18 protein-coding genes and 4 pseudogenes are annotated in these 21,863 nt (G+C 62.1%); 13 read left to right on the plus strand and 9 right to left on the minus strand.

Annotated elements, in window-relative coordinates; all coding sequences use genetic code 11:
* From ACFFWD_RS33890 to ACFFWD_RS33945, 12 genes and pseudogenes are all read left to right on the plus strand, one after another.
* Nucleotides 1-326 (plus strand): annotated as a pseudogene (locus ACFFWD_RS33890) (NAD(P)/FAD-dependent oxidoreductase); the annotation flags it as partial.
* A 95-nt stretch (nucleotides 327-421) separates the two neighbouring features.
* Nucleotides 422-1,345: an MBL fold metallo-hydrolase gene (locus tag ACFFWD_RS33895; protein ID WP_376972930.1), complete on the plus strand. Its 924-nt coding sequence runs from the start codon at nucleotides 422-424 to the stop codon at nucleotides 1,343-1,345.
* Nucleotides 1,346-1,464: 119 nt separating this feature from the next.
* Entirely contained in the window at nucleotides 1,465-2,265 is an 801-nt protein-coding gene (locus ACFFWD_RS33900; RefSeq protein WP_376972932.1) for an acetoacetate decarboxylase, read from the plus strand.
* 31 nt (nucleotides 2,266-2,296) lie between these two features.
* On the plus strand, nucleotides 2,297-3,475 hold the full coding sequence (locus ACFFWD_RS33905) for a DUF3734 domain-containing protein (RefSeq protein WP_376972934.1): 1,179 nt from the start codon (nucleotides 2,297-2,299) through the stop codon (nucleotides 3,473-3,475).
* Nucleotides 3,476-3,504: 29 nt separating this feature from the next.
* On the plus strand, nucleotides 3,505-3,861 hold the full coding sequence (locus tag ACFFWD_RS33910; RefSeq protein ID WP_376972936.1) for a hypothetical protein: 357 nt from the start codon (nucleotides 3,505-3,507) through the stop codon (nucleotides 3,859-3,861).
* 66 nt (nucleotides 3,862-3,927) lie between these two features.
* Nucleotides 3,928-4,710: a 3-hydroxybutyrate dehydrogenase gene (locus tag ACFFWD_RS33915; RefSeq protein WP_376972938.1), complete on the plus strand. Its 783-nt coding sequence runs from the start codon at nucleotides 3,928-3,930 to the stop codon at nucleotides 4,708-4,710.
* 52 nt (nucleotides 4,711-4,762) lie between these two features.
* The gene (locus tag ACFFWD_RS33920) at nucleotides 4,763-5,794 is read left to right on the plus strand and encodes an HlyD family secretion protein (protein WP_376972940.1); all 1,032 of its coding nucleotides are present in this window, start codon (nucleotides 4,763-4,765) and stop codon (nucleotides 5,792-5,794) included.
* A pseudogene (locus tag ACFFWD_RS33925) lies at nucleotides 5,791-7,568 on the plus strand (DHA2 family efflux MFS transporter permease subunit). Before ACFFWD_RS33920 ends, ACFFWD_RS33925 begins: the two are co-directional and overlap by 4 nt.
* Nucleotides 7,569-8,305: 737 nt before the next feature.
* Entirely contained in the window at nucleotides 8,306-9,136 is an 831-nt protein-coding gene (locus ACFFWD_RS33930) for an alpha/beta fold hydrolase (RefSeq protein ID WP_376972942.1), read from the plus strand.
* A 43-nt stretch (nucleotides 9,137-9,179) separates the two neighbouring features.
* Nucleotides 9,180-9,992, plus strand: coding sequence for an isochorismatase family protein (locus ACFFWD_RS33935; protein ID WP_376972944.1), 813 nt, complete (start codon nucleotides 9,180-9,182; stop codon nucleotides 9,990-9,992).
* Nucleotides 9,993-10,263: 271 nt separating this feature from the next.
* A pseudogene (locus tag ACFFWD_RS33940) lies at nucleotides 10,264-10,395 on the plus strand (alpha/beta fold hydrolase); the annotation flags it as partial.
* A 14-nt stretch (nucleotides 10,396-10,409) separates the two neighbouring features.
* Nucleotides 10,410-10,922: a hypothetical protein gene (locus tag ACFFWD_RS33945; protein ID WP_376972946.1), complete on the plus strand. Its 513-nt coding sequence runs from the start codon at nucleotides 10,410-10,412 to the stop codon at nucleotides 10,920-10,922.
* Nucleotides 10,923-11,058: 136 nt separating this feature from the next.
* Here the strand turns inward: ACFFWD_RS33945 and ACFFWD_RS33950 are convergent, their stop codons facing one another.
* The 5 genes and pseudogenes from ACFFWD_RS33950 to ACFFWD_RS33970 all read right to left on the minus strand — a co-directional run bounded on the left by ACFFWD_RS33950 (nucleotide 11,059) and on the right by ACFFWD_RS33970 (nucleotide 16,304).
* Nucleotides 11,059-11,757: an IS110 family RNA-guided transposase gene (locus tag ACFFWD_RS33950; protein ID WP_376972948.1), complete on the minus strand. Its 699-nt coding sequence runs from the start codon at nucleotides 11,755-11,757 to the stop codon at nucleotides 11,059-11,061.
* A 266-nt stretch (nucleotides 11,758-12,023) separates the two neighbouring features.
* Entirely contained in the window at nucleotides 12,024-13,805 is a 1,782-nt protein-coding gene (locus ACFFWD_RS33955) for an adenylate/guanylate cyclase domain-containing protein (RefSeq protein WP_376972950.1), read from the minus strand.
* Nucleotides 13,806-14,326: 521 nt separating this feature from the next.
* Nucleotides 14,327-15,037: an SDR family NAD(P)-dependent oxidoreductase gene (locus ACFFWD_RS33960; RefSeq protein ID WP_376972952.1), complete on the minus strand. Its 711-nt coding sequence runs from the start codon at nucleotides 15,035-15,037 to the stop codon at nucleotides 14,327-14,329.
* 106 nt (nucleotides 15,038-15,143) lie between these two features.
* Nucleotides 15,144-15,317, minus strand: a pseudogene (locus ACFFWD_RS33965) (thioesterase family protein); the annotation flags it as partial.
* Nucleotides 15,318-15,551: 234 nt separating this feature from the next.
* A complete protein-coding gene (locus tag ACFFWD_RS33970; protein WP_376972954.1) occupies nucleotides 15,552-16,304 on the minus strand; it encodes an SDR family oxidoreductase in 753 nt (250 codons plus the stop codon).
* 171 nt (nucleotides 16,305-16,475) lie between these two features.
* Here ACFFWD_RS33970 and ACFFWD_RS33975 point away from each other — a divergent pair, with 171 nt between their 5' ends.
* Nucleotides 16,476-16,685 (plus strand): hypothetical protein, encoded by a 210-nt coding sequence (locus ACFFWD_RS33975; RefSeq protein ID WP_376972956.1) that lies wholly within the window; start codon nucleotides 16,476-16,478, stop codon nucleotides 16,683-16,685.
* Here the strand turns inward: ACFFWD_RS33975 and ACFFWD_RS33980 are convergent.
* From ACFFWD_RS33980 to ACFFWD_RS33995, 4 genes are all read right to left on the minus strand, one after another.
* On the minus strand, nucleotides 16,682-17,836 hold the full coding sequence (locus ACFFWD_RS33980) for a DUF3734 domain-containing protein (RefSeq protein WP_376973080.1): 1,155 nt from the start codon (nucleotides 17,834-17,836) through the stop codon (nucleotides 16,682-16,684). The two genes, ACFFWD_RS33975 and ACFFWD_RS33980, sit on opposite strands and share 4 nt — an antisense overlap.
* Nucleotides 17,837-18,680: 844 nt before the next feature.
* Nucleotides 18,681-18,914, minus strand: coding sequence for an HNH endonuclease (locus tag ACFFWD_RS33985; RefSeq protein ID WP_376972958.1), 234 nt, complete (start codon nucleotides 18,912-18,914; stop codon nucleotides 18,681-18,683).
* Nucleotides 18,915-18,937: 23 nt separating this feature from the next.
* The gene (locus ACFFWD_RS33990) at nucleotides 18,938-20,242 is read right to left on the minus strand and encodes an HlyD family secretion protein (RefSeq protein WP_376972960.1); all 1,305 of its coding nucleotides are present in this window, start codon (nucleotides 20,240-20,242) and stop codon (nucleotides 18,938-18,940) included.
* A gap of 10 nt (nucleotides 20,243-20,252) precedes the next feature.
* Nucleotides 20,253-21,806 (minus strand): MFS transporter, encoded by a 1,554-nt coding sequence (locus ACFFWD_RS33995; RefSeq protein ID WP_376972962.1) that lies wholly within the window; start codon nucleotides 21,804-21,806, stop codon nucleotides 20,253-20,255.
* Nucleotides 21,807-21,863: the final 57 nt, after the last annotated feature.

The raw sequence follows: 21,863 nt of genomic DNA on the forward strand, positions 1-21,863 counted from the left end.
ACAATGTCGGCAACTATGCGCTGATGTCGTGCCAGCACGCCACGCGAATGGGCGCCTTTGCCGGCAACAACGCCGCCGCCGAGTTGATTGGCGTTCCGACCAAACCGTACCACCAGAAGGGTTACGTCACCTGCCTCGACCTTGGAGAAGCCGGCGCGCTGTTCACGCGCGGCTGGGAGCGCGAGGTGGCGATGGTCGGCGACGTCGCCAAGAAGACCAAGCAGGAGATCAACACCGTCTGGATCTATCCGCCGCGGGCCGAGCGTGCCGCCGCGCTGGCCTCGGCCGATCCGGAGCGTGTGACTGATGTGACTGGCTTCTTCTAGAAAGTTCACGCGAAACGGGCCGCGCTCTGCGCTGGCTACGCGGCCTGCTCAACCGAGACCAGCTAGGAGCCTTTACCGTGAAACAGGAGACAAACATGAGCCAAGAAATCTCACACACCTCACAACCAGGTCGGCCGAGGCCCGACGAGTTGGTTCCGTCGCGCTACGCGCTGCGGGTCGGCGAGATTGACGTGCTGGTGGTCAGCGATGGCGTGCTACCGCTGCCAACCGCAATGTTGGCACACAACGTCGACCCGACCCTCCGGGCGGCCTGGCTGGACGAGATGTTCTTGCCGCCGGACGCGTTCGATTGGGCGCTGAACGTGGTCGTGGTGCGTAGCGGCGGTCAGACCATACTCGTCGACGCTGGGCTAGGGTGCGACCCGGACTTGCACTTGCCGCGAGCCGGTCAGTTGATCAAGCGACTGGAGGCCGCCGGCATCGATCTCGCATCCGTGACCGACGTGGTGCTGACCCACATGCACATGGACCACATTGGCGGGCTGCTCGTGGACGGGGTGAAGGATCAACTGCGTCCGGACCTGCGGATTCACGTGGCGGCCGCCGAGGTCAAGTTCTGGGAGGCGCCCGATTTCTCCCACGTCTCCATGCCGCCGGGGTTCCCGGACGCGCTTCGGTCGGCCGCCAAGCGGTTTATGAAAGAGTACCGCAGCCATCTGCGGCCGTTCGAGGAGGAGTGCGAGGTGGCGCCGGGGGTGGTCGCCTCGCGCACCGGCGGCCACACCCCCGGGCACAGCGTGGTCCGCGTGGCCTCCGGCGGCGACCGGCTGACATTCGCCGGGGACCTCGTGTTCCAGGTCGGGTTCGAACACCCCGAGTGGTACAACGGCTTCGAACACGACCCCGAGGAGGCGGCCCGCGTCCGGGTCCGTCTTTTGCGGGAGCTGGCGGCGACCGGCGGCCTGCTGGTGGCTACTCACCTGCCGTTCCCATCCGTCGGCCATGTGGCGGTCGACGGCGACGCCTTTCGTTGGGTACCGGCCATCTGGGACTACTGACCGCTTGTTGGGTTAGGGCCGAACCAGGGCGCGCAGTAAGCACGTCATCCGATACGGGCCGCGTTTCCTGCGCCGGAGCGCGGTCCACTCATCCAGAACTCTTTTGGAGCTCGACCTCGATGAAACACGAGACCGTGCGGACGAGCGCGTTCGCCATGCCGCTGACAAACCCGGCCTTTCCCGCCGGCCCCTATCGCTTCGTCAACCGCGAATACTTCATCATCCAGTACCGGACCGATCCCGACGCGCTGCGCCGCATCGTGCCGGAGCCGCTCGCGATCACCGAGCCCGTGGTGAACTACGAGTTCATCCGCATGCCCGACTCGACGGGCTTCGGCGACTACACCGAAAGCGGCCAGGTCATCCCGGTGAGCTACCAGGGCCAGGCCGGCAGCTTCGTCCACCAAATGTACCTCAACGATCATCCGCCGATCGCCGGCGGGCGCGAGCTGTGGGGCTTTCCCAAGAAGCTGGCGCAGCCCAAGCTGGCGGTCGAGATCGACACGCTGGTCGGTACCCTGAACTACGGGTCGGTGCGCATCGCAACCGGCACCATGGGCTACAAGCACCGCGCCCTCGATGCGGCCGCCGAAGCAAGAAAGCTCGCCGCGCCGAATTTCCTGCTCAAGATCATCCCCCATGTCGATGGCACGGCGCGCATCTGCGAGCTGGTGCGCTTCCATTGCGAGGACATCACCGTGAAAGGGGCGTGGACCGGGCCGGCTGCGCTCGACCTCTACTCGCACGCGCTCGCTCCCGTCGCCGAGCTTCCGGTGCTGCAGGTGCTGTCGGCCAAGCATGTCGTTGCCGACCTGACCCTCGGGCTAGGCATGGTGGTGCACGACTATCTGTGCCCGGCGACGGCCGCACGATGGCGCGGGGCCGGTTCCGAAATCCTGATCGAAGCCAACGCCGGTTGATCGGATCAGCCGCCATGCAGGGAGTTAGGCAATGTTGAACGTGATGCGCGAGCAGACCAGTCCCGTGCTTCAGCAAACCAAGCCACTGCCATACGATGTCGTCGCCCTGGTGCTGCAGGGCGGCGGAGCGCTCGGTGCCTATCAGGCCGGAGTCTATGAGGGCCTGCACGAAGCCGGCATTCGGCCGAACTGGCTGGCCGGCATTTCGATCGGCGCGCTCAACGCCGCGATTATCGCCGGCTCGCCCGAAGACAAGCGCGTGGACCGGCTGCGCGAGTTCTGGGAGACGATCTGTGCATATTCGATAGAGTGGCCCGCCGGCGAAGGGTTGGCCAATGCCCTGCCCTTTGCCTTCGACATCAAATCGATCCGCAACGTGCTGGCGGCGATGCGGGCGCTGGTCCAGGGCCAGCCGGGTTTCTTCAAGCCGCGCCTTCCGTCGCCGCTCTGGTCGCCGTTCTCGGGCGATTTCGCGACCAGCTTCTACGACACGGCACCGTTGCACCGGACCCTGGAGCGGCTCGTCGATTTCGACCGGCTCAATTCGGGCGACGTACGCGTTTCCGTCGGCGCGGTCAACGTCCGCACCGGCAACCTGACTTATTTCGACACCGCCGAACGCCGGCTGGGACCGAAGCACTTCATGGCTTCAGGCGCCCTGCCGCCGGGATTCCCTGCCGTCGAAATCGAAGGCGAGCACTACTGGGATGGCGGCGTGGTCTCGAACACGCCTCTTTCCCGCGTGCTGTCCGACGAACCGCGCGACACCCTGACATTCCAGATCGATCTCTGGTCGGCGAAGGGCCGCGTTCCCTACGACATGATGGAAGTGTCGAGCCGCCAGAAGGACATTCAATATTCAAGCCGCACGCGCGCCGTCACCGACCAGGCGCTGCGGATGCAGAAGATGCGCCAGGCGCTGCAGCGGACGCTCGACAAGCTGCCGGAAAGTGCGAAGGCGGATCCGGAAATCCGCGCCATCGCGGATTTGGCCCGCCATCGCTCCTACAACATCATCCACCTGATCTATCAGACCAAGCTCCACGAGGGCCAGTCGAGGGATTACGAGTTCGGGCTGAGCGCGATGCGCGCGCATTGGCAAAGCGGGCTGGAAGACATCCGCCGCACGCTGGCCGACGGGCGGCGCCTCGACCCGCCGGCGCCCGAGGTCGGCATCGTCACCCATGACATCCACCGCCGCCGCGATTGAGCTTTAGCCAACAGCATTCGGAGAATGCCATGCCGACCCTTTCTCATGCTCCTGAGCAGAAAGCCAAAACCAGCCTTCGTCCATCGCATCAGCCATCTGCGCCGGCCCGTCTCGGCGCCGGCTCATGGATGATCATCTTCGTGCTCCTTTTGCTCCTGGCGGCGACTGGCTTCGTTGCCTACCTCGGCTGGACACTTGCGGACGGGATTGAGGTTTCGACAGCCGGCTACGTCGCGATGGCTGCCGGCGTGCTCTTCTCGCTCATCGTCGGGTGCGGCCTCATGGCCCTCATCTTCTACAGCAGCCGAAGCGGGTACGACGAACCACCCGTGCTGATCACGTCGGAAACGAACCCGAAGCGAGCGGATCGTCCTCCGAGCGATTGAAATCACAGGCCAAGCCTCAAACTTCGAGAACTTCCTGCAAGACCACCTACGTTGAAAGGAACTGCCATGTTGAAGGGCAAGGTAGCCAACGTCACCGGATCGACCAGCGGTATTGGGCTCGGCATCGCCAACGAGCTTGCCAAGCTCGGTGCCGACATCGTTCTGAACGGTTTTGGTGATACGGGCGAAATCGAGAGAATCCGCAGCGGCATCGAACGCGAATACGGCGTGCGCGTCGCCTATGACGGCGCCGACATGTCGAAGGGCGAGGCGGTACGTGGCTTGATCGAGGCGACGATCGAGAGGTTCGGACGCCTCGACATCCTCGTGAACAACGCCGGCATACAGTTCACCGCGCCGGTGGAAGAATTCCCACCCGCCAAGTGGCACGCCATCCTCGACATCAATCTGTCGGCGGCGTTCCATGGCATCGCGACCGCGGTGCCGCAGATGAAGAAGCAAGGCTGGGGGCGGATCGTCAACATCGCCTCCGCGCACGGCCTCGTCGCTTCCACTCACAAGGCGGCCTACGTCGCGGCCAAGCACGGGCTCGTCGGCCTGACCAAGGTGGTCGGCCTGGAGACCGCTGGCAGCGGCGTGACCTGCAATGCGGTCTGTCCCGGTTGGGTGCGGACGCCGCTGGTCGAAAAGCAGATCAGCGACATCGCCGCCGAGAGAGGCATCAGCCACAAGGAAGCGACCGAAGAGCTTCTCGCGGAGAAGCAACCGTCGCTGGATTTCGCCTCGCCGGCGCAGCTTGGTGGCACCGTCGCCTTCCTGTGCTCGGCTGCGGCAGACCAGATCACCGGCACCGCGATCTCCGTCGATGGCGGGTGGACTGCGCAATAGCCACGAGAGAACGAGCATGGGTGTCTGGTCATAACCGTTGCCAGAGGGTGTCATGGCGCATCTCAACAGGAAAAGGATGATTGGCTTGCTGCTGTGCCTCGGCTCCGTCGCCGTCGTGGCCTGCGGATGGGCCTACGCTCATTCCGGCGAGACGTCGACCGACAACGCTTACGTTCGCGGCGACGTGACCTCGCTCGCTCCGAAGGTTTTGGGCTACGTCACGGCGGTGGAGGTTCAGGACAACCAGACTGTCCAGGCAGGTGACGTCCTGTTCCGAATCGACGATCGGGACTATCGCGCGCGGCTCGCACAGGCAGTAGCCAATGTCGAAGCCGCGCAAGCCCGCCTCACCAATGTCGATGCTGAGATCCAGCTTCAGCATGCCCTCATCCGGCAGGCCGAAGCTCAAAGACTTGCGAGCGTGGCCGAGATGAATCTGGCTCGCAAGTCCTCCGACCGTCGCCGCGAACTCATCCGCACCAATGCCGTCAGCCAGGCTCAGGTCGATGAAAGCGACGCGGCGCTGTCGAAAGCCGAGGCGGCCGTATCCGCGGCGGCGGCAACGATTGAGGCCCAGAGGCAGCGCGTCGCCGTCCTCGCCAGACAGCTCGAAGCTGCTGTAGCTGCGGTGGCGCAGGCACAGGCCGCACGCGACCTCGCTCAAATCGATCTCGACAATACCGTCGTGCATGCGCCGGTCGACGGCGTTATCGGCAATCGCCAGGTCCGCATCGGCCGCCTTGTCGCGCCTGGCGCCTCCCTGCTCGATATCGTTCCGGTCAGGGACGTGTGGGTGGTGGCGAATTTCAAGGAGACCCAGGTCGAGCACATCCGGCCCGGTCAGCGGGTCCGCATCAAGGTCGACGGCTATCCGGACCTGGCGCTTGTCGGTGTGGTGGACAGTTTTGCGCCCGGCAGCGGGTCCGCCTTCAGCATGCTGCCCACGGACAATGCAACAGGGAATTTCGTTCGCGTCGTTCAACGCGTTCCGGTGAAGATCCGCTTCGCCTACAATCCATTGCCCGGCCGCATCGTGCCCGGCCTGTCGGCGCGTGTCGACGTCCATCGGGGGAGCGGCTCATGACCACCGCCGTCGCCGCTAAGCTCAGCCGCGATCGATCAGCATCAGGAGCTATTCTCGTCGCGGGCATTGTACTTGCCACACTGACGGAGGCAATCGCTAGCACCGTGCTGTCGCTCGGGCGCGGTTACATCATCGGCGACACCCATGTAACGCCCGATGAGTTCGCCTGGCTGGACATCGGATACGTCGCTCCGAAGCTGATCGGGTTCATGGTTGCTCCCTGGCTGATGCATCGTATCGACCCGCGCCGCCTGATCATTGTATCAACGCTGGTCATGGGCACCGCATGCGGTATCACCGTCGTCACAGCCTGGCTGGACCTGCTCATCGTGCTCCGCATCATGCAGGGCTTCTCCGGTGGCATCCTGCTTGTCGCTGGCCAAACGATCATTTTTCACGCATACCCGCGATCCCGCCAACCGATCCTGCAAGCCTTGTTTGCGATGGGATCGGTCGTCGTTCCCGCAACAATCGCCTCTGCCTTGCAAGGATGGTTGATCGACTGCCGATCGTGGACGTGGATTTTCTTCAGCGCTGTTCCGGTGGCGCTCGCAGCGGCCGGCCTGCTGTTGATCGCTGACAGCCCGAAGCCCGTTGCGCAGGTGCGCCGCCCGCTTGACTGGATCGGCCTGTCCCTGATCTCAGTCGCACTCTTCTGCTTCACCTATGTCCTTAACCAGGGCAGCCGATGGGACTGGTTCGCCGAATCCGGCATCCTCTGGCCAACCGTGATCGGCGCAGCCGCGCTGCTGGCATTTCTCGGGCAACAGATACTGGCCAAGGGCCAAGGCCTGCTCGACTTCACCTTGTTCGAGTGCGAAGATTTTTGTTTCGCCTTCGTGGTCAGTTTTGTCGCCGGCGCCGCACTGTTCGGCAGCGCGTACCTGATCCCGTCTTTTGCCGTATCCGTTCTCGCTTTCAGGCCGACCGACGCCGGCCTGCTTTTGTTGCCAAGCGGCGCGTTCTTCATAGCTACGCTGCTGGCAGCCGCCATCCTCATGCAGGTTCGCCGCGTTCCTCCGGTCGCCACGGTTCCCTTCGGCATCCTGATGATCATGGTTGGGATGTGGATGTTGTCCGGTTCGTCCAGCGAAAGCGGCGCGCATGACATGATGGCCGCTATCCTCTTGCGCGGCCTCGGCCTTGGCTTCCTGTTCCTTTCCATCAACCTGATCGCCTTCAGCGACCTCAACGAACGCAACCGCGCCGCCGGCATCGGTCTCTTCAATACGGGTAGACAGCTTGGCGGCCTCATCGGCGTGGCCGGCCTCGAGACGCTGATCGAGCACAACGTCGTCGCCAATTTGACGGTGCTCGGCGCCAACATCACATCAGGCGTTCCTGCCGTCAGCGAGCGGCTGACCACCACGGCGCGGTGCTCGCCGCAAGAGGAATGGACGCGATGGCCGGCCGGGCCGCCATCAGCCTCTTGGACCGGGTGGTGATCGGTCAGTCCACCGTGATCGCCTTCGACACGGCGTTCAACGCGGTCGCTCTGCTTTTTATGGTTGCAGCGCCCGTGCTGGTCACCGTCAAGATCGGGCTGCACCGATATGCGCATATGCACGCGCCCCAATTACCAGGGACGGAGGACCTGCTGGTCACGGGTATCGCGATCTCTGTCGACGGCGGCCGGACCGCACGGCGGCCCGACGCAAAGGAGCCATTGTTCACAAAAACGGAGAAGTACCATGAAAACGCCTTCGCTCTGGATGATTGTAACCGGTTGCTTCATCGCCCTGACATCGGCCGCACAGGCGCGATCGGCCTATGACGGATCCTGGGACCTCGTCTTCGTGACGCGAAGAGGCGCTTGCGAGCCCACCTACAATTTCACCGTCAATGTTTCCGACGGCATCGTCTCGCACCCGAATCTGCTGAAATTCAAAGGATACGTGGCACGATCCGGCGCGGTGCACGCGTCAGTCACAGTTCATGACAAATACGCCTCTGGCTCCGGCAAGCTCGCCGGCACCACCGGCCGCGGCAGGTGGAACGGCCGCGCCGGGAGCTCCATATGCTCGGGCTATTGGACTGCTCAACGCAATTGAGCGGGGCCGGTGGCGATCGCGTACTAGAGGCCGGCGGATTCGGCGGGTGACGCAGCAAAATTGTCGCGCCTAGAAGCGCAGCTGTCCTCGTTGCTCAGCATCATTGAGGCGACATAGTGAAACTCCCTTCCGGTGCTGATCGCCATCGGGACGCGTTCGATGACAAGCGAAACCCGAGCAATTGGCGACGACGCTCAAGTTAACAGCAATCCCTCTACAAGTGCGTCAATTGCTCTGGGGCAGGGGCACACCTGGTTCGCTAGAAGTCGTCGTGCTCACGCCAATTACACGGATGCGAACAATGGCCTGGAACAGTTCCGTCAGCCGGCTTGCGAACACCTCGCGGCGGAAAGTACTCGCGGCCACGTTCATGTACGTGGTTTCGCTAACCATTCGCTCCACTTCGGCGACCGGCAAAGAAACAGAGGTTTTGACTTCTTCTACTCAACGGAGGGATCCTATGACCACAGTCACCACCAAAGATGGCGTCCAGATCTTCTACAAGGACTGGGGACCGAAGTCCGCCCAGCCCATTGTTTTTCATCACGGCTGGCCGCTGAGCTCCGACGACTGGGAGAACCAGATGCTCTTCTTCGTCGACAAGGGTTATCGTGTCATCGCCCATGATCGCCGCGGTCACGGCCGCTCCAGCCAGGTGAGCGACGGCCACGACATGGATCACTACGCAGCCGATGTTGCGGCGGTCGTCGACCATCTCGATCTTCGCAATGCCATTCACGTCGGCCATTCCACCGGCGGCGGCGAGGCAACGCGCTACGTCGCGCGTCACGGCCGGGATCGCGTGGCCAAGCTGGTCCTGATCGGCGCTGTGCCGCCGCTGATGCTGAAGACAGCAGCCAATCCCGGCGGCTTGCCTATTGAAGTGTTTGACGGCTTGCGCAAGCAGCTCGCCGACAACAGGCCGCAGTTCTATCTCGATTTCGCGAGCGGTCCATTCTACGGCTACAACCGCCCGGGCGCCAAGGCATCGCAGGCGGTCGTCTGGAATTGGTGGCGCCAGGGCATGATGGGCAGCGCCAAGGCGCACTATGACGGCATCAAAGCGTTCTCGGAGACCGACTTCAACGAGGACCTGAAGAACATTACGGTGCCTACGCTCGTCGTGCACGGTGATGACGATCAGATCGTGCCCGTTGCCGACTCCGCGCCGCTGTCGGCGAAGCTGCTGAAGCGCAGCACTCTCAAGATCTACGAGAGGCTGCCGCACGGCCTGTGCACGACCCATGCTGACCTCGTCAACGCCGAGTTGCTCTCGTTCATGGCGGCCTAGTGGTTGACGCCTATTGCAACACTTCTCAACTGAGGGACTAGACATGCGCGACGATGACTGCTGCAGACCGCAACGACGATCATTCCTAACGGCCCTGGCCGGCGTCACGGCGGCGACGGCGTTCACGGCAACAAGTGCGGGTACCGCCCACGCCGCGACGGTGGATGCATATGCCGATCCAACCAACCCGGCGCTTCAGAAGGGGAGCATGAAGTTAGACCCCTCCCGGGCGGCCTTGGTTGTCATCGATCCGCAGATCGACTTCATGAGCCCGACAGGTAAGGCATGGCCAGTTGTCGGCGAGAGTGTGACCGAGCACAACGTCGTTCCGAATCTCGGTCGCCTGTTCGGAGCTGCGAAGGCGGATGGAATCGTCGTCGCAATCTCGCCGCATTATTATTACCACTGGGATCACGCTTGGAAAATACAGGGCCCACTTGAAGTCTTCCAACACCAGATCGGAATATTCGATCGGAAGGGGCCATATACGTCGGACGGCTTCAGGGATTCGGGCGCGGACTTCTTGCCGGAATTCAAGAAGTATATCGAAGACGGGAAGACCATTATCTGTTCGCCACATAAGCTATATGGCCCACAGGTCAACGATCTGCCTTTCCAGCTCCGCAAGCAGCGCGTCGACCAGATCATTCTCGCGGGGATGCTTGCGAATATGTGCGTCGAGTCCCATCTGCGCGAATTTCTGGAGCTGGGTTTCGAGGTTGCGGTAGTCCGTGATGCAGTGGCTGCACCCAAACTGCCCGAGGGAGATGGCTACCTCGCGTCCCTCATCAACTTTCGATACATGGCAAACGGCCTTTGGACTACGGACGAAACCGTCCGGATGCTGCAAGGCTAGTCACATGCCTCCGTTGTCCTGCTCGACTCGCAACGATGGGGGGCGCGCCCCCGGCATTCGGTCTAACCGCGATGAACCATCGAAAGCCGTGAGCGAACTTGTCGCTGGATTCTTGAAGTTTCGAGATATCAGGACCGAGGATTCTTGTTCCGAGCCTGCGGACACGCGTGGCGCCCCTCAGGAACACTATGCGTCCATTCGGGGTGACGACCCGAAGACCGGCCCATTCGCCGCGTCACACAGAGGTTTATCTACTCAACGGAGCGATCCTATGACCACAGTGACTACCAAAGATGGCGTCCAGATCTTCTACAAGGACTGGGGGCCGAAGTCCGCCCACCCCATTGTTTTTCATCACGGCTGGCCACTGAGCTCCGACGGCTTGGAGAAGCAGATGTTCTTCGTCGGGGGTGCATCATGATATTGGGTATGAGCTTGGCGACGTTCACGATAGTCCACGTGATCATCAGCCTGATTGCAATCGTGGCGGGTCTGGTCGTGATGTTGGGGATGCTCGGCTCGAAGCGGATGCCGGGCCTCACTGCGACCTTCCTTGTATTCACTATCCTGACCAACGCTTCAGGGTTTCTGATTCCACCGCTGTTGTTCGAGAAGCCGTTGCCATCCCATATGATCGGCATTCTCTCGCTGGTTCTGCTGGCGATCGCCTGCTTTGCGCTTTACGGCGTGAAGCTCGCCGGTGCCTGGCGCTGGATCTACGCGCTAACCGCGCTGGTCTCGCTTTATCTCAACGTATTCGTGCTGGTGATCCAGTCCTTCCTGAAAGTGCCGGCGCTGCATAAGCTGGCGCCAAGCGTGCCGCCGGCCGAGCTGCCGTTCGCCATCGTCCAGGGCATTGTGCTGGCATTCTTCGTCGTCGTGATCATCGGCGTGATCCGGCGATACCGGCCAACGCCGACGTACGCTTGATCCGCCGCATCGGGGGCCGTGGTGGGACAGGATTCCTGTGGTGGAAAGATGACGCGATATCATCAATTCGCGATCCTGTTTCCGTTGATGGTTGGCATAGGCGCAGTCACACCGGCGTGTCCGGCTGTGATCTCCTTTACGCCGTGAGAGCGGCGGGTTCCTTGTAGCGTTCGTTCCTGGCCATCATCGCCCATGCCATCCTGGCGAGCTTGTTGGCGAGCGCGATGGCAGCGACCTTGGTGGGTCGCCGCGCCAACAACGCGGTGAGCCAGGGCCGATGCAGGGTGCCATGGATCTTGGCATAGCGGATCACGGCGAGTGCGCCTGCCGTGAACAGGCTGCGCAAATAGCGATCGCCTTGCTTGCTAATACTGCCAAGCTTGTCCTTGCCCCCGCTCGAGTTCTGCTTCGGCACGAGCCCAACCCAGGCCGAGAAGTCCCGTCCCGATCGGAAGGCCTTGGCATCGGCAACGCTCGCGACCAGCGCCGTTGCCAGCGCCGGACCGACGCCGGGGATCGCGTCCAGCCGTTTGCTCGTCGCGCTTGACCGATGCCAGGCGATGAGGCGTCGGTCGAACTCCAGGATTTGGGCCTTCAGGGCCCGCAATTGACTGCCGAGAGCCGCAAGACACGCGCGGGCTGCAGCTCGCGCCCAATGGTGCGAAGACGCGCAAGCCTCGATCCCCACCAGGCAGGGCGGCAGCTTCTGGAAAAACGCCAGGACATGCCGGCGCCTCAACTGCCGGCGGATGACCACCTGGCCGGCTGCATCAACGCCGTGCACTTGGAAGACCGACTTCGCGATATCCAGACCGATCGTCGAAATTGACTGCATAGGCTGCTCCTCCGAATCGTGGGAGCCTCAAACGGCGCCCACTCCTTGGCACTCTCGTGCCCGTGGAGGAGCCGTCCACAGCATCACTTCCGGACTGACGCACCGCTGCAAAGCGTCCAGTGGACCACCTCGTCGTCGCGGGCGATGAGCGAGGTGGGACGATGATCCTTGGCCGTCTTCAGGTTTGTGATCGGAATCATCATAGCCAACGGCCTTGCCCTAATGGGAGAAGGCACGGAATGTGGATGGGTCGAGCGAGATTCGGTCTATTGCGGAAATCCTGCTCGAATTAGCCCCTCCTTCCACCGCTCACGATCCTCTGGCCGACGCAATGGGATTTCCGAAGCCAACACCGATACACTTGCAGTTGGATCCAGCTCCAAAGCCTTTTCGGTTGCCTTAGCAACAAGTGTTTGATCGCCACCCAATGCATTGCTGACGGCCATATACCGCCAAGCCGGGAGGAAAGTGGGATAGGCGCGAGTCATCGCCTCTGCAAAACATGCTGCTTCCTCGTACTGCCCATCGAAAAAATGAGCCGCCGTTACAGCTAATTGCACGTGGATCATGCTTGGCGAGCGAGGGTTCAACCGCTCCGCTCGATGCAGGTGCTCAAGGGCAGTCTGAGGCTTGCCAAGGAGAATATGTACATAACCACTAAACTCCCAACCCATGGCCAGATTAGGATTCATGGAAAGACCACGCCTAATGCACTCCGCGCCAAAGTCCAATTCACCGCCGATATAGGCGAGGACAAATCCACCCATGCACAGTGCTAAATCATCTCCGTGACCCAACTCGATTGCGCGACGCGCGAGACGAATGGCCTCTGCACTCTCTCTCGCTACATCCTCCATCCACCGGTTCTGTTTTCGAAGATTGTACGTTAGCCCAGCCCACGCATGGGCAAGGGCAAAATGTTCATCTAGTTCGATGGCCTGAAGAAAATAAGCAAACGCTGCTTTCGCATCATCCTTGTTCCATTTTAATTCGTGCGAAAGGCCTCTGAGATAGCAATCGTAGGCATCTAGGCTTCCAGTCGGCTTTCGCGCGACGCGTTCCATTTCCGCAAATTGCATTTCGGTCACCAATTCCCCAACCACGCTCGTTGCCACCTCGTCTTGCAACTCGAAAACATCCTCTAACCTGCCTTCGAACCGATCCGCCCAGAGGTGTGCGCCTGTCGTGCAATCGATCAACTGACCTGTTATGCGCACGCGTCCACCTGCCTTCCGCACGCTGCCTTCGAGCACGTAGCGGACGCCCAGCTCCCGTCCAACCTGCTTGACGTCAACAGACTTGCCTTTGTAGGTGAAGCTTGAATTGCGCGCGATCACGAACAGCGATTTGAAACGGGACAACGCGGTGATGATGTCTTCCACCATGCCATCGGCAAAGTATTCCTGCTCTGGGTCGCCGCTCATGTTCGTGAACGGCAGCACGGCGATCGACGGCCTATCTGGCAGCGGCAGCGGCTTGCCAGGCTCGACAGGGGACTTGACAGCTGCAGCGACGGAGTATGCAGCCGAGCGAACCGCGTAAATCCGAACCGGCCGGTCGATATTCTTCAACAATCTCTCGCCAAGATCATCGAACGCAAATGCCGTCTTGCTGCGCACTTGCCGATAGGCATCGTCCGACAGGCAAACGCCGCCTGGCGCGCATTCATTTTCGACGCGAGCCGCGACGTTGACGCCATCGCCAAAGATGTCGCCCCCGTCGATAATGATATCGCCAACGTTTATTCCCACTCGGAACTGGATACGCGGTCCGCTTCCTTCGGCCACTCGTTCGGCCATTTTCTCCTGAAGCGCAACCGCACAGGTCACGGCGTCCACTGCGCTGGCGAACTCGACCAGCATGCCGTCACCGGTGGTTTTGACGATGCGGCCGTGATAAGCCGCGATGGCGGGATCAACGACGTCTCGGCGGTGCGCTTTCAGGGCCGCCAGGGTGCCTACCTCATCAGTGCCCATCAGGCGCGAGTAGCCCGCGACATCGGCTGCGAGGATGGCTGCAAGCCTGCGTTCAACCCGCGCCTCGGCCATTTGGTGCGCTCCGGTCCAGGGTATTAGCGGGGACAATTCTATGGATCAAAACCGGCGGGTGTCCATCAGGTTCGCAACGACCGCTGTGGGTCATGAGCGTCGTCGTTAGCGATTGACGGCGGCCTGCCGATTTCCGCTGTGGCCCGTTAACGACCGAGGTCGTGTGGTCGGTGCAATATGTAGCGAAGAGCCACAAGCAGACATGCGCCTTCATTCTGCACAGCTTGTTCTGGTAGACGAGGGTCACCTTGGCGCTCTTCGACTTCGGTGCATTCGCGAGGACGCTTCCGAACGGCAGGGAGGCGACAAGCAGCGAACAGCGGATACGTCATGGGGCCCTCCTCGCCGCGGTCGACGCAAGCGACGGGTGGTGCCGGACCTCACTGCCGGTTGATGGGACGCGAGGCTCGTCTTGTCATAGTCCTCACGCATGATCCGCATCGCCTCCCTCGCTTGGGATATTCTAGGGGCGTGAACCTTCGAGACGTGGTCGTCGCGCTCAGGTGGCTCGGCCGGGGCGACTACGTCGCCGCCGATTGGGAGGAAGCCCCGAAGACCGGGACCACGCCACCCCGGCTCACCTTGTTCTCGGGCGAGGCGAGGAAGAGGATCGTCGCCGCCACCTCATCCACCTTGGGCCAGGCATCGAAATTGGCCTTGGGCATGTCGCGCCGGTTGGTGGGGGTATCCATGATCGAGGGCGCCACGGCGTTCACCAGGATTCCCTCTCCCGCCAGCTCCTCGCCCAGCGCTGCGGAGAGCGCGGCGACGCCGGCCTTGGCGGCGGTAGAGGCGCTTATATTCGCCCCGGTGCGCGGCTCCAGGGCCTGGCGCGCCGCCACGTTGACGATACGCCCGCCGGCCTTCCCCCGGCGCATCGCCGCCACCGCTTCGCGGCAGCAGAGGAAGCAGCTCACGAGATTGTCGTCGATCAGCCGACGCAGCAGCTCCCCGCTGGTATCGGTCAGCGGGGCGAAGGCGAAGCCGCCGGCGATATGGATCGAGGCCCAGAGCGCCGGGAGCCCGCCATAGAGCTTCGCCACCGCCGCCTCATCCGCCAGGCTCGGCACGGGGATCAGGCTCAGCGCCCCGCTGGGAAGGCCTCCCTTCTCCCGCTCCTGCCGATAGGGCACATGGCAATGGGCGCCCGCCGCCAGCAATGCGCCCACCACCGCGCGCCCCAGGGCGCCGGTGCCGCCGGTTACCACCACGTGACGATCGCGAAAATCCATCCGACCCTCCTGTTTCCTCTGCCTCGATCCGGCGGCGCTGCCGCCGCTGATCCTGTCGCCTTCTTCTCCAGCCCGCCAGGGACCTGGCCGGATCTATGACGGCGCGCTAGTGGAAGCCCGTGCCGATAATCTCCTTCTCGTCCCGGCATTCCACCTTGAAGCGCAGCTTGCGGTCGTCCACGGCGACGAGCTTCACCGGGGCGGTCACCCGCATGCCCACGGGCGTCGCCGCCACATGGCTGAGATCGAGATGGGTGCCCACGGTCTTCTGCCCCTCCCGAGAAAAGGCTTCAGGGCATCGATGGCCTCGACGAAACCCACCATCACGCCGTCACCAGCATCGGCGGCATGTCGGTGAGCGAGCGTCAGCGCGGGCACGATGACGCTCGGGTCGACGATCAGGGACCGGCTATGGGTCAGCCCCGCCTGCGGTCCTTGTGCCGTCATTCTCTCCCTCTCTCATGCGCGCCCACGGGTCCGCCCGCTTTAGGACCTTCGGTTGGCGGATGCGGGATCAGGCTTTTGCCTGTGAGCGGCGGAGCCATTCGTCCAAACCGATGCGGCCGAGGCGCGCTTCGCCCAACGGCACCAGCGATTTCTCCTCGACCCGGCCGCCGAAGTATCGGGCCTCGGGATCTCTCACGACCTCACGCGGATCGCCGAGCGCCTTCAGATAGCGGGCAACGATTTCGTTGAACGGTGCTCGTTCCGGGCCGGCAATCTCAACGATGCCGTTTCGCGGCGCCGCGAGCGCCACCTCGGCGACGTTGGCAGCAACGTCGTCCGACGCGATGGGCTGGAACAGGCCGGGCGAAAGCCTGACCACATTTCCATCCGCACTTGAAGCGGCGATGCCGCCGAGGAATTCCATGAACTGGGTCGAGCGGATGATGGTGTAGGGGATGTCGGAGGCCGCGATCAGTTTCTCCTGGGCGACCTTGGCGCGGAAATAGCCATTGTCGCTCCGGTCGGTTCCGACGATGGATAGCGCGACATGGTGCCGGACGCCGGCTGCGGCCTCCGCCGCAAGAAGGTTGCGCCCGGAAGTCTCAAAAAATTCCAGCACCGCCTTGTCTTCCCATGAGGGCGCGTTGGCGAGGTCGATCACCACTTGCGCGCCGGCCAGGGCCTCTTTGAGCCCTTCGCCGGTGATGGTGTTGACGCCGGTATTAGGCGAAGCGGCGACGACCTCATGGCCGCCTTGGCGCAGAATGGCGACGGTCTTCGAGCCGATCAGGCCGGTGCCGCCGATGACGACGATCTTCATGTGATGTCTCCCGAGTTCGGTCCAGCGACGTGCTGGACATTTGTTATCGGTTCAGCTGGCGCAGAACGGTCATGGCGTTACGGCATGAACCAGCCGCGGCTTACAACCAGCGAGAGGCCGACGAGCCCGTGCTACGCCGTGACGTGAAGGCCTTTGAGCAGCGAGCCTCCCTTGGAATGGACCGAGCAGATCGGCGATTGCGATCTTGGCGCCCTCACCACGAAGGTACGGGCGATTTCCTTGCCAATGACGCTCGCGGCACTCGTCATCATCGTCAACGGCATCGCAAACGCTCGCTCGTGGACGTCGCATTCTCTCATCGCTGAAGCTCCTGATATTGGTGTGTCGAAGCGTCGCCGCGTCTCACGGCCCGCGGCTTAATCGCGATCACCGGTAAAGTCGAAGATGGTCAACTCGTCGCCATTGCCGGCGCGCTCGAGCACCTCCGGATGGCGCAGCGTGCGCATGGCGTCGTGGTAGCCGGAACGCCAATGCTCCGCCATAGACATGCGGGAGAACTCATAGTCCTTCGAGTCGCCTTCGTAGCCTCTCGGTCGATAGATGAGGTGCACGAGGTTGTAAGCGCGGCGTCGCGCGCGCGAGGCCAGGAACTTGGCTTCCTCGCTTCGCTTGAACTCGTCCGGCAGCTGGTCCAGGAGCGTGGCGACGGAATATTCCACCCTGTGCAGTAGCTTGAGGAAATTCGTGAAGGCGCGCGTGCGGCTCGAGTATTGGATCTCCTTCTGACGGGTCGCGACTTCCGCGAGGTTGCGCGGGAACTCGCCGCGTGCGCTCCAGAGATCGACCTGAAACACGAGCGCGTCAGGCATCCGCTGGCCCGTCACGCGCGTGTTTGTCACAAGCCACTGGAGCGGCGTGTTCGAGACGAGGCCGCCATCCCAATAGTGCTCGCCCTCGATCTCGATGGCTGGGAAGCCGGGCGGCAGCGCGCCGCTGGCCATCACATGCTCGGGTCCGATCACCTGCGTCCCGGGGTCGAAATAGACCAGGTTGCCGCTGCGCACATTCACCGCGCCGAGGCTGAGACGCGTGTCACAATTGTCGGAGTTTACGCGGTCGAAGTCGACGTAGCGCGCGAGCGTGGCTTTCAGCGGCCGCGTGTCATAGTAGCTCGTCGCCTCGATCGTACCGGGCGGATGAAACCACGGATTGGGGAGTCGCGGCCTGAAGAAGCCCGGCGTTCCGGCGCATGCAACCGTGACCGCGCTCACCTGATTGGCGAGCGCGCGCGCAGCCTCGCCTCGTTCAAAGAGGCCTACGACGCCGGCGTCGAAGCCCATGGCAGGGGCGGTGATTTCCTCCCAGAATTCGCGCAGCCTGTCGACGCGCCTCTCGGGCGCATTGCCGGCGATGATGGCTGCGTTGATGGCGCCGATCGAAATGCCGACGACCCAGTCGGGATGAAGTCCGGTCTCGGCCAAGGCCTGATAAACGCCTGCCTGGTAGGCGCCGAGCGCGCCGCCCCCCTGCAGCAGCAGCACGACGCGATCGAAAGGGAGCCCCGCGCGCAGGTTCCGGCCCTTGCTCGCTGCGCGCGGTTTCGGGACGAGCGGTTTTTCCGCAAGCGGCGTGTCGGGCACGCCCTGATCGCGCAGCGCTATCGTCGGCATGCTCTGCGAGATCGTGCTCTTGGCCATGTTGACCCTCCCTCGTCGATGACCGGAGTTTCTTTGATGACCGGGGCGCCTTAAATGGGGTTCGAAAAATGGGTTCAAATGCTAATGAGAAGAAATTATCCGGTCGCCCCTTCGCACTCAACACCAGGATAACATGCCGCGCCGCTTTCTTAGACGTGTCGACTGGTCAGCCATACTGATCTATTTGTGGGAGGCACCCGGATGGCTCTGTCCGAGTTGGATCGTGTGTCACGAGCATCGCCGGTCCACACGCGCGGTGCGAGAGATCAAGGAGGGCCCTTCGGAAATCAGGTGTTGACCTCAAAGCGAACGCACGCCGATGAGATCGAAATGATTTTTCCTTTCGGGGGCCAGCTTACAAGTCCATCAGACGGCGTTCACATCGGCCCGCGGTTCAGGCTATTTGGCCAAGCGTGCGAGGCCGTCATCCGGCGGAAAGATGCACGGCCTCATTGGCCCGCGTCATGGCTGAGGTAAATCGTATCACTCCGTCCGAGCGCGAGTTGTTAAGCTAGGCACACTCCGGTTTTCCGTCATCTCAAACCGGCCCAGACGTTGGCCCGGTCCGCGCGACACTCCGCGTAGCCGGGCAATCCAGGCCGTCGGACGACGGGCCGGATTTGCCACCCGAGTCAGGTAGCTCTCACGGGTCTGCCTAGCCAAATCCATATCGAGCGCGGTGGAATATGAGGTTTGCTCTGTGCTGGTCTCGAAGACCTCATATTGGTGTTACCGCTTTCATTTGGAGCGCAGTTCGAGCCATCTCTGTCAACTTTGGGCTCGCAAGTGGAATCCCATCGTCCGTGAAGCTGACGAGGCCGCGATCGAATGCGGCGTCCCAAAGTGCAGAAAGTAAAAGACCGCTGTGGACGTTGAGGCGCTGCTCGTCTGTGCAGTCGGACCACGGAACGATGTGTGAGACGCGCAGAAGTTGTGAATCGGCGCCCAACATTGACCCTACACCTGCGATGTCAATCAATCACTTAGGGCGCCGATCCGCGTTCTGACCCCACGCCGAAAAACAGGCAAGATCCCAGACGACGCAGCGTGAGGTGAGATAGAAGTATTGTCAGGGCTTCTGCGATCCCAGAATTCCTTCCTGGATAGGTCAGTCAAGGCCGCATCGAACGTACGATGAGCGCCGACAACGTCTTCCAAGCCTGTCTCGATCGTCGTCTCAACCGAGAGGCCGACGCGGAGGAGCCGCGCGAGTGGTTGATTCGGAGACAGCATGATCTGGACCGGCAAGCGTTGGACGATCTTCGTGAAATTACCCGTGGCATTGTCGGGCTGAATCGTGGCGAAAGTCGCCCCGGTGGCTGCGGGCACGCCGACCACCGTGCCATCGAGATCGATGTCATAGGCATCGACGTGGATGCGGGCGTGTTGCCCCGGCTGGACGTGTTTCAGCTGGACTTCGCGGTAGTTCGCCTCGACATAGACATCGGACAGGGGTACGACCGCCATCAACCCGGCGCCCGGGCTGACGTAGTTTCCTACCTGTACGGCGCGCTGCCCGACCATACCGTCCACCGGTGCGCGAATCTGAGTGTAAGAAAGGTTGAGTTGCGCCTGCGTCAACTGGGCTTCGTCGGCCTTAACCGTGGCCATGGCCGCTTCTTCTTCCGCGTTGGCGATTGTGAGCTGCGTAAACGCAGCCTCCAGCGCGGCTTTGGCACCGTCGGCCAACGCTTGGCCTGTCAATAGGGAAGTGTCAGCCTGCTGTTGCATCTTCACAGTGCCAGCGCCTGTGGAGGCGAGCTGTTGATAGCGGCTGGCATCCTTCTCTGCGAAGCTGAGCTGCGCTCGTGCCATTGCAAGCTGCGCTTTGGCCTGGGCGATCAAGGCCGTTTGACGGCTGACATTGGCGGCGGCATTCGCAGCCGCGGCGCGGTCACGCGCCAGCGTGGCCCGAGCTGTATCCAGGGCGGCAAGAAAATCGCGATCGTCAAGTTGAACTAGGAGATCTCCGGCCTTGACCATTTGATTGTTATCGACGGCTACCGAGGTGATCTGACCAGCGACGCGTGATGCGATTGTCGCATAATGTACACGCACATAGGCATTATTTGTCCAGACATCAGGCGTCGGCATGTAGATGCGCCAAAGCAAAGTGGCAGCGGTTGCTGCGATGATGCCACCTGCCAGAAGCCATGGCCAGCGGGTCCGCCATTTCTTCGCGGGAGGCTCTTCTACCTTGTTGGGCTGGATCGGAGCACCCGCCGGCGTGGACTCATCAGGTCGGATGCGAAACGAAGTGTCGGAAGGGTGGACCGACATCATAGCCTCCTTATTTCTTAGGAAACAGAACGCGTGGCGGATAAGTGCGCTCGGGGAGGATCACCACCAGCGCCATAAAGGCGACGATGAGGGCAGCCATGACGAGATAGGCGTCGGCTGTCGTGAGCACGTGCACCTGCTGCGTCACCGCCTCGGCGAACCGTTCGAGGCTTCCCGCTGCGCGTGGGGTTCCGTTCGGCAGGAGCGGTGCAGGATCTTGCGGTAGCAGCCCGTGGGCTTGGATGGTCCGAAAACGATTGAGTCCAATCTGATCGACAAGCCGCTCGGAATGCAGGGCGCCACGCCAATGCTCGATGAGCTCGATAAGCCAGATCCCCACCGGCTCGGCCAGGGCGCGGGTCGTGTTGATCAATGCCGAGGCGAGCGGTCCCTCGGCGTGGGAGCGCACCGTATTCGTCGCCATCATCAGCAGAGGCATGACGATCATCGGCTGGCCAACCATCTGGAGAACCTGCCAGACATAGAACTGATCGCGATGCCAGGTGACGTCGACGGATGAGGAGCCAAGGCAGGCGATCAACATCAGCGCAAGGCCGAGAAGGGTAACTGCCCGCGCATCCACGTGCCGATGGTCGAGTAGGAGCGCCATCGCCGGTAGCATCACAAACTGACCGAGCGCGACGATCAGCGTGATCAGATGAGCCTGGACCGGTCTGTAGGCTTGCACACTTGTCAGAAACGTCGTCGGGATCAGTGTCGAAGAGGCGCTGACCACTATGAAGGCAAAGAGGGCAAGCGTTGCATATGCGAAATTGCGCCGTAGCAGCATCTGCAGCTTAAGCAGCGGCATTGGATGGAACCACTCGTTGATGAGGAGCAACGGGATGGCAATGCTACTGATTAGCGCGAGGACACAGATGAGCGGAGATTCGAACCAGTCCAGCCGATCGCCCTGCATCAACATAGTGGTGAGGGCTCCAAAGCCCAGTATCATCAGCAGCGCGCCGCGCCAATCGAAGACCTGAAGCCGGTCGTATTCGGGTTCGCCGACCTCCATGCCGTACCAGACCAACACCGACGCTAGAGCGCTCAAAGGGAGTGCTGCCAGGAAGACGAAGCGCCAGTCGCCGACGACATCGGTCCAGAGCGCGGCGAGCGAGGCACTGAAAGGCGATGTGAACGTCGCTGTCAGCCCGTACACGGCCAAGCCGTAGAGACGGATCGGTGGCGGCAGGACCATCAGCGCCGTTGTCATGAGAAGCGGGATCGTGAGTCCGCCGGCGAAACCTTGGATCACCCGCAGGATCAGGATCGCTGGCAGGTTGAGCGCCAATGGGATGAGGAGGGTCGATGCTCCGACGATAGCGACGACGCAGAGGGTGAATCTGCGAAGCGTGAACGTCACCGCGCACCAGGGAGCGAAAGCCATCCCAATGGCAAGTCCCGTGCTGTAGAGGCTTTCGATCCAAGTGCCAGAATCATAGTCGATACCAAGAGAGCCTCGAATATCGACGAGCGCGGTTGAGGTAACCGTGTCGTTGAACTCACTGCTCATTGCAGCGATCAGCACGCCGAGTAAACCTAAGAGTGGCTTCATACTCATGGCAGGCGCCAATCGTCATCGAAGAGAACTTTGAGTGCGGGGTTGGCGACGGCGGCC

Source organism: Bradyrhizobium erythrophlei (assembly GCF_042430365.1).
In the GTDB taxonomy this organism is placed as follows: Bacteria; Pseudomonadota; Alphaproteobacteria; order Rhizobiales; family Xanthobacteraceae; genus Bradyrhizobium; species Bradyrhizobium erythrophlei.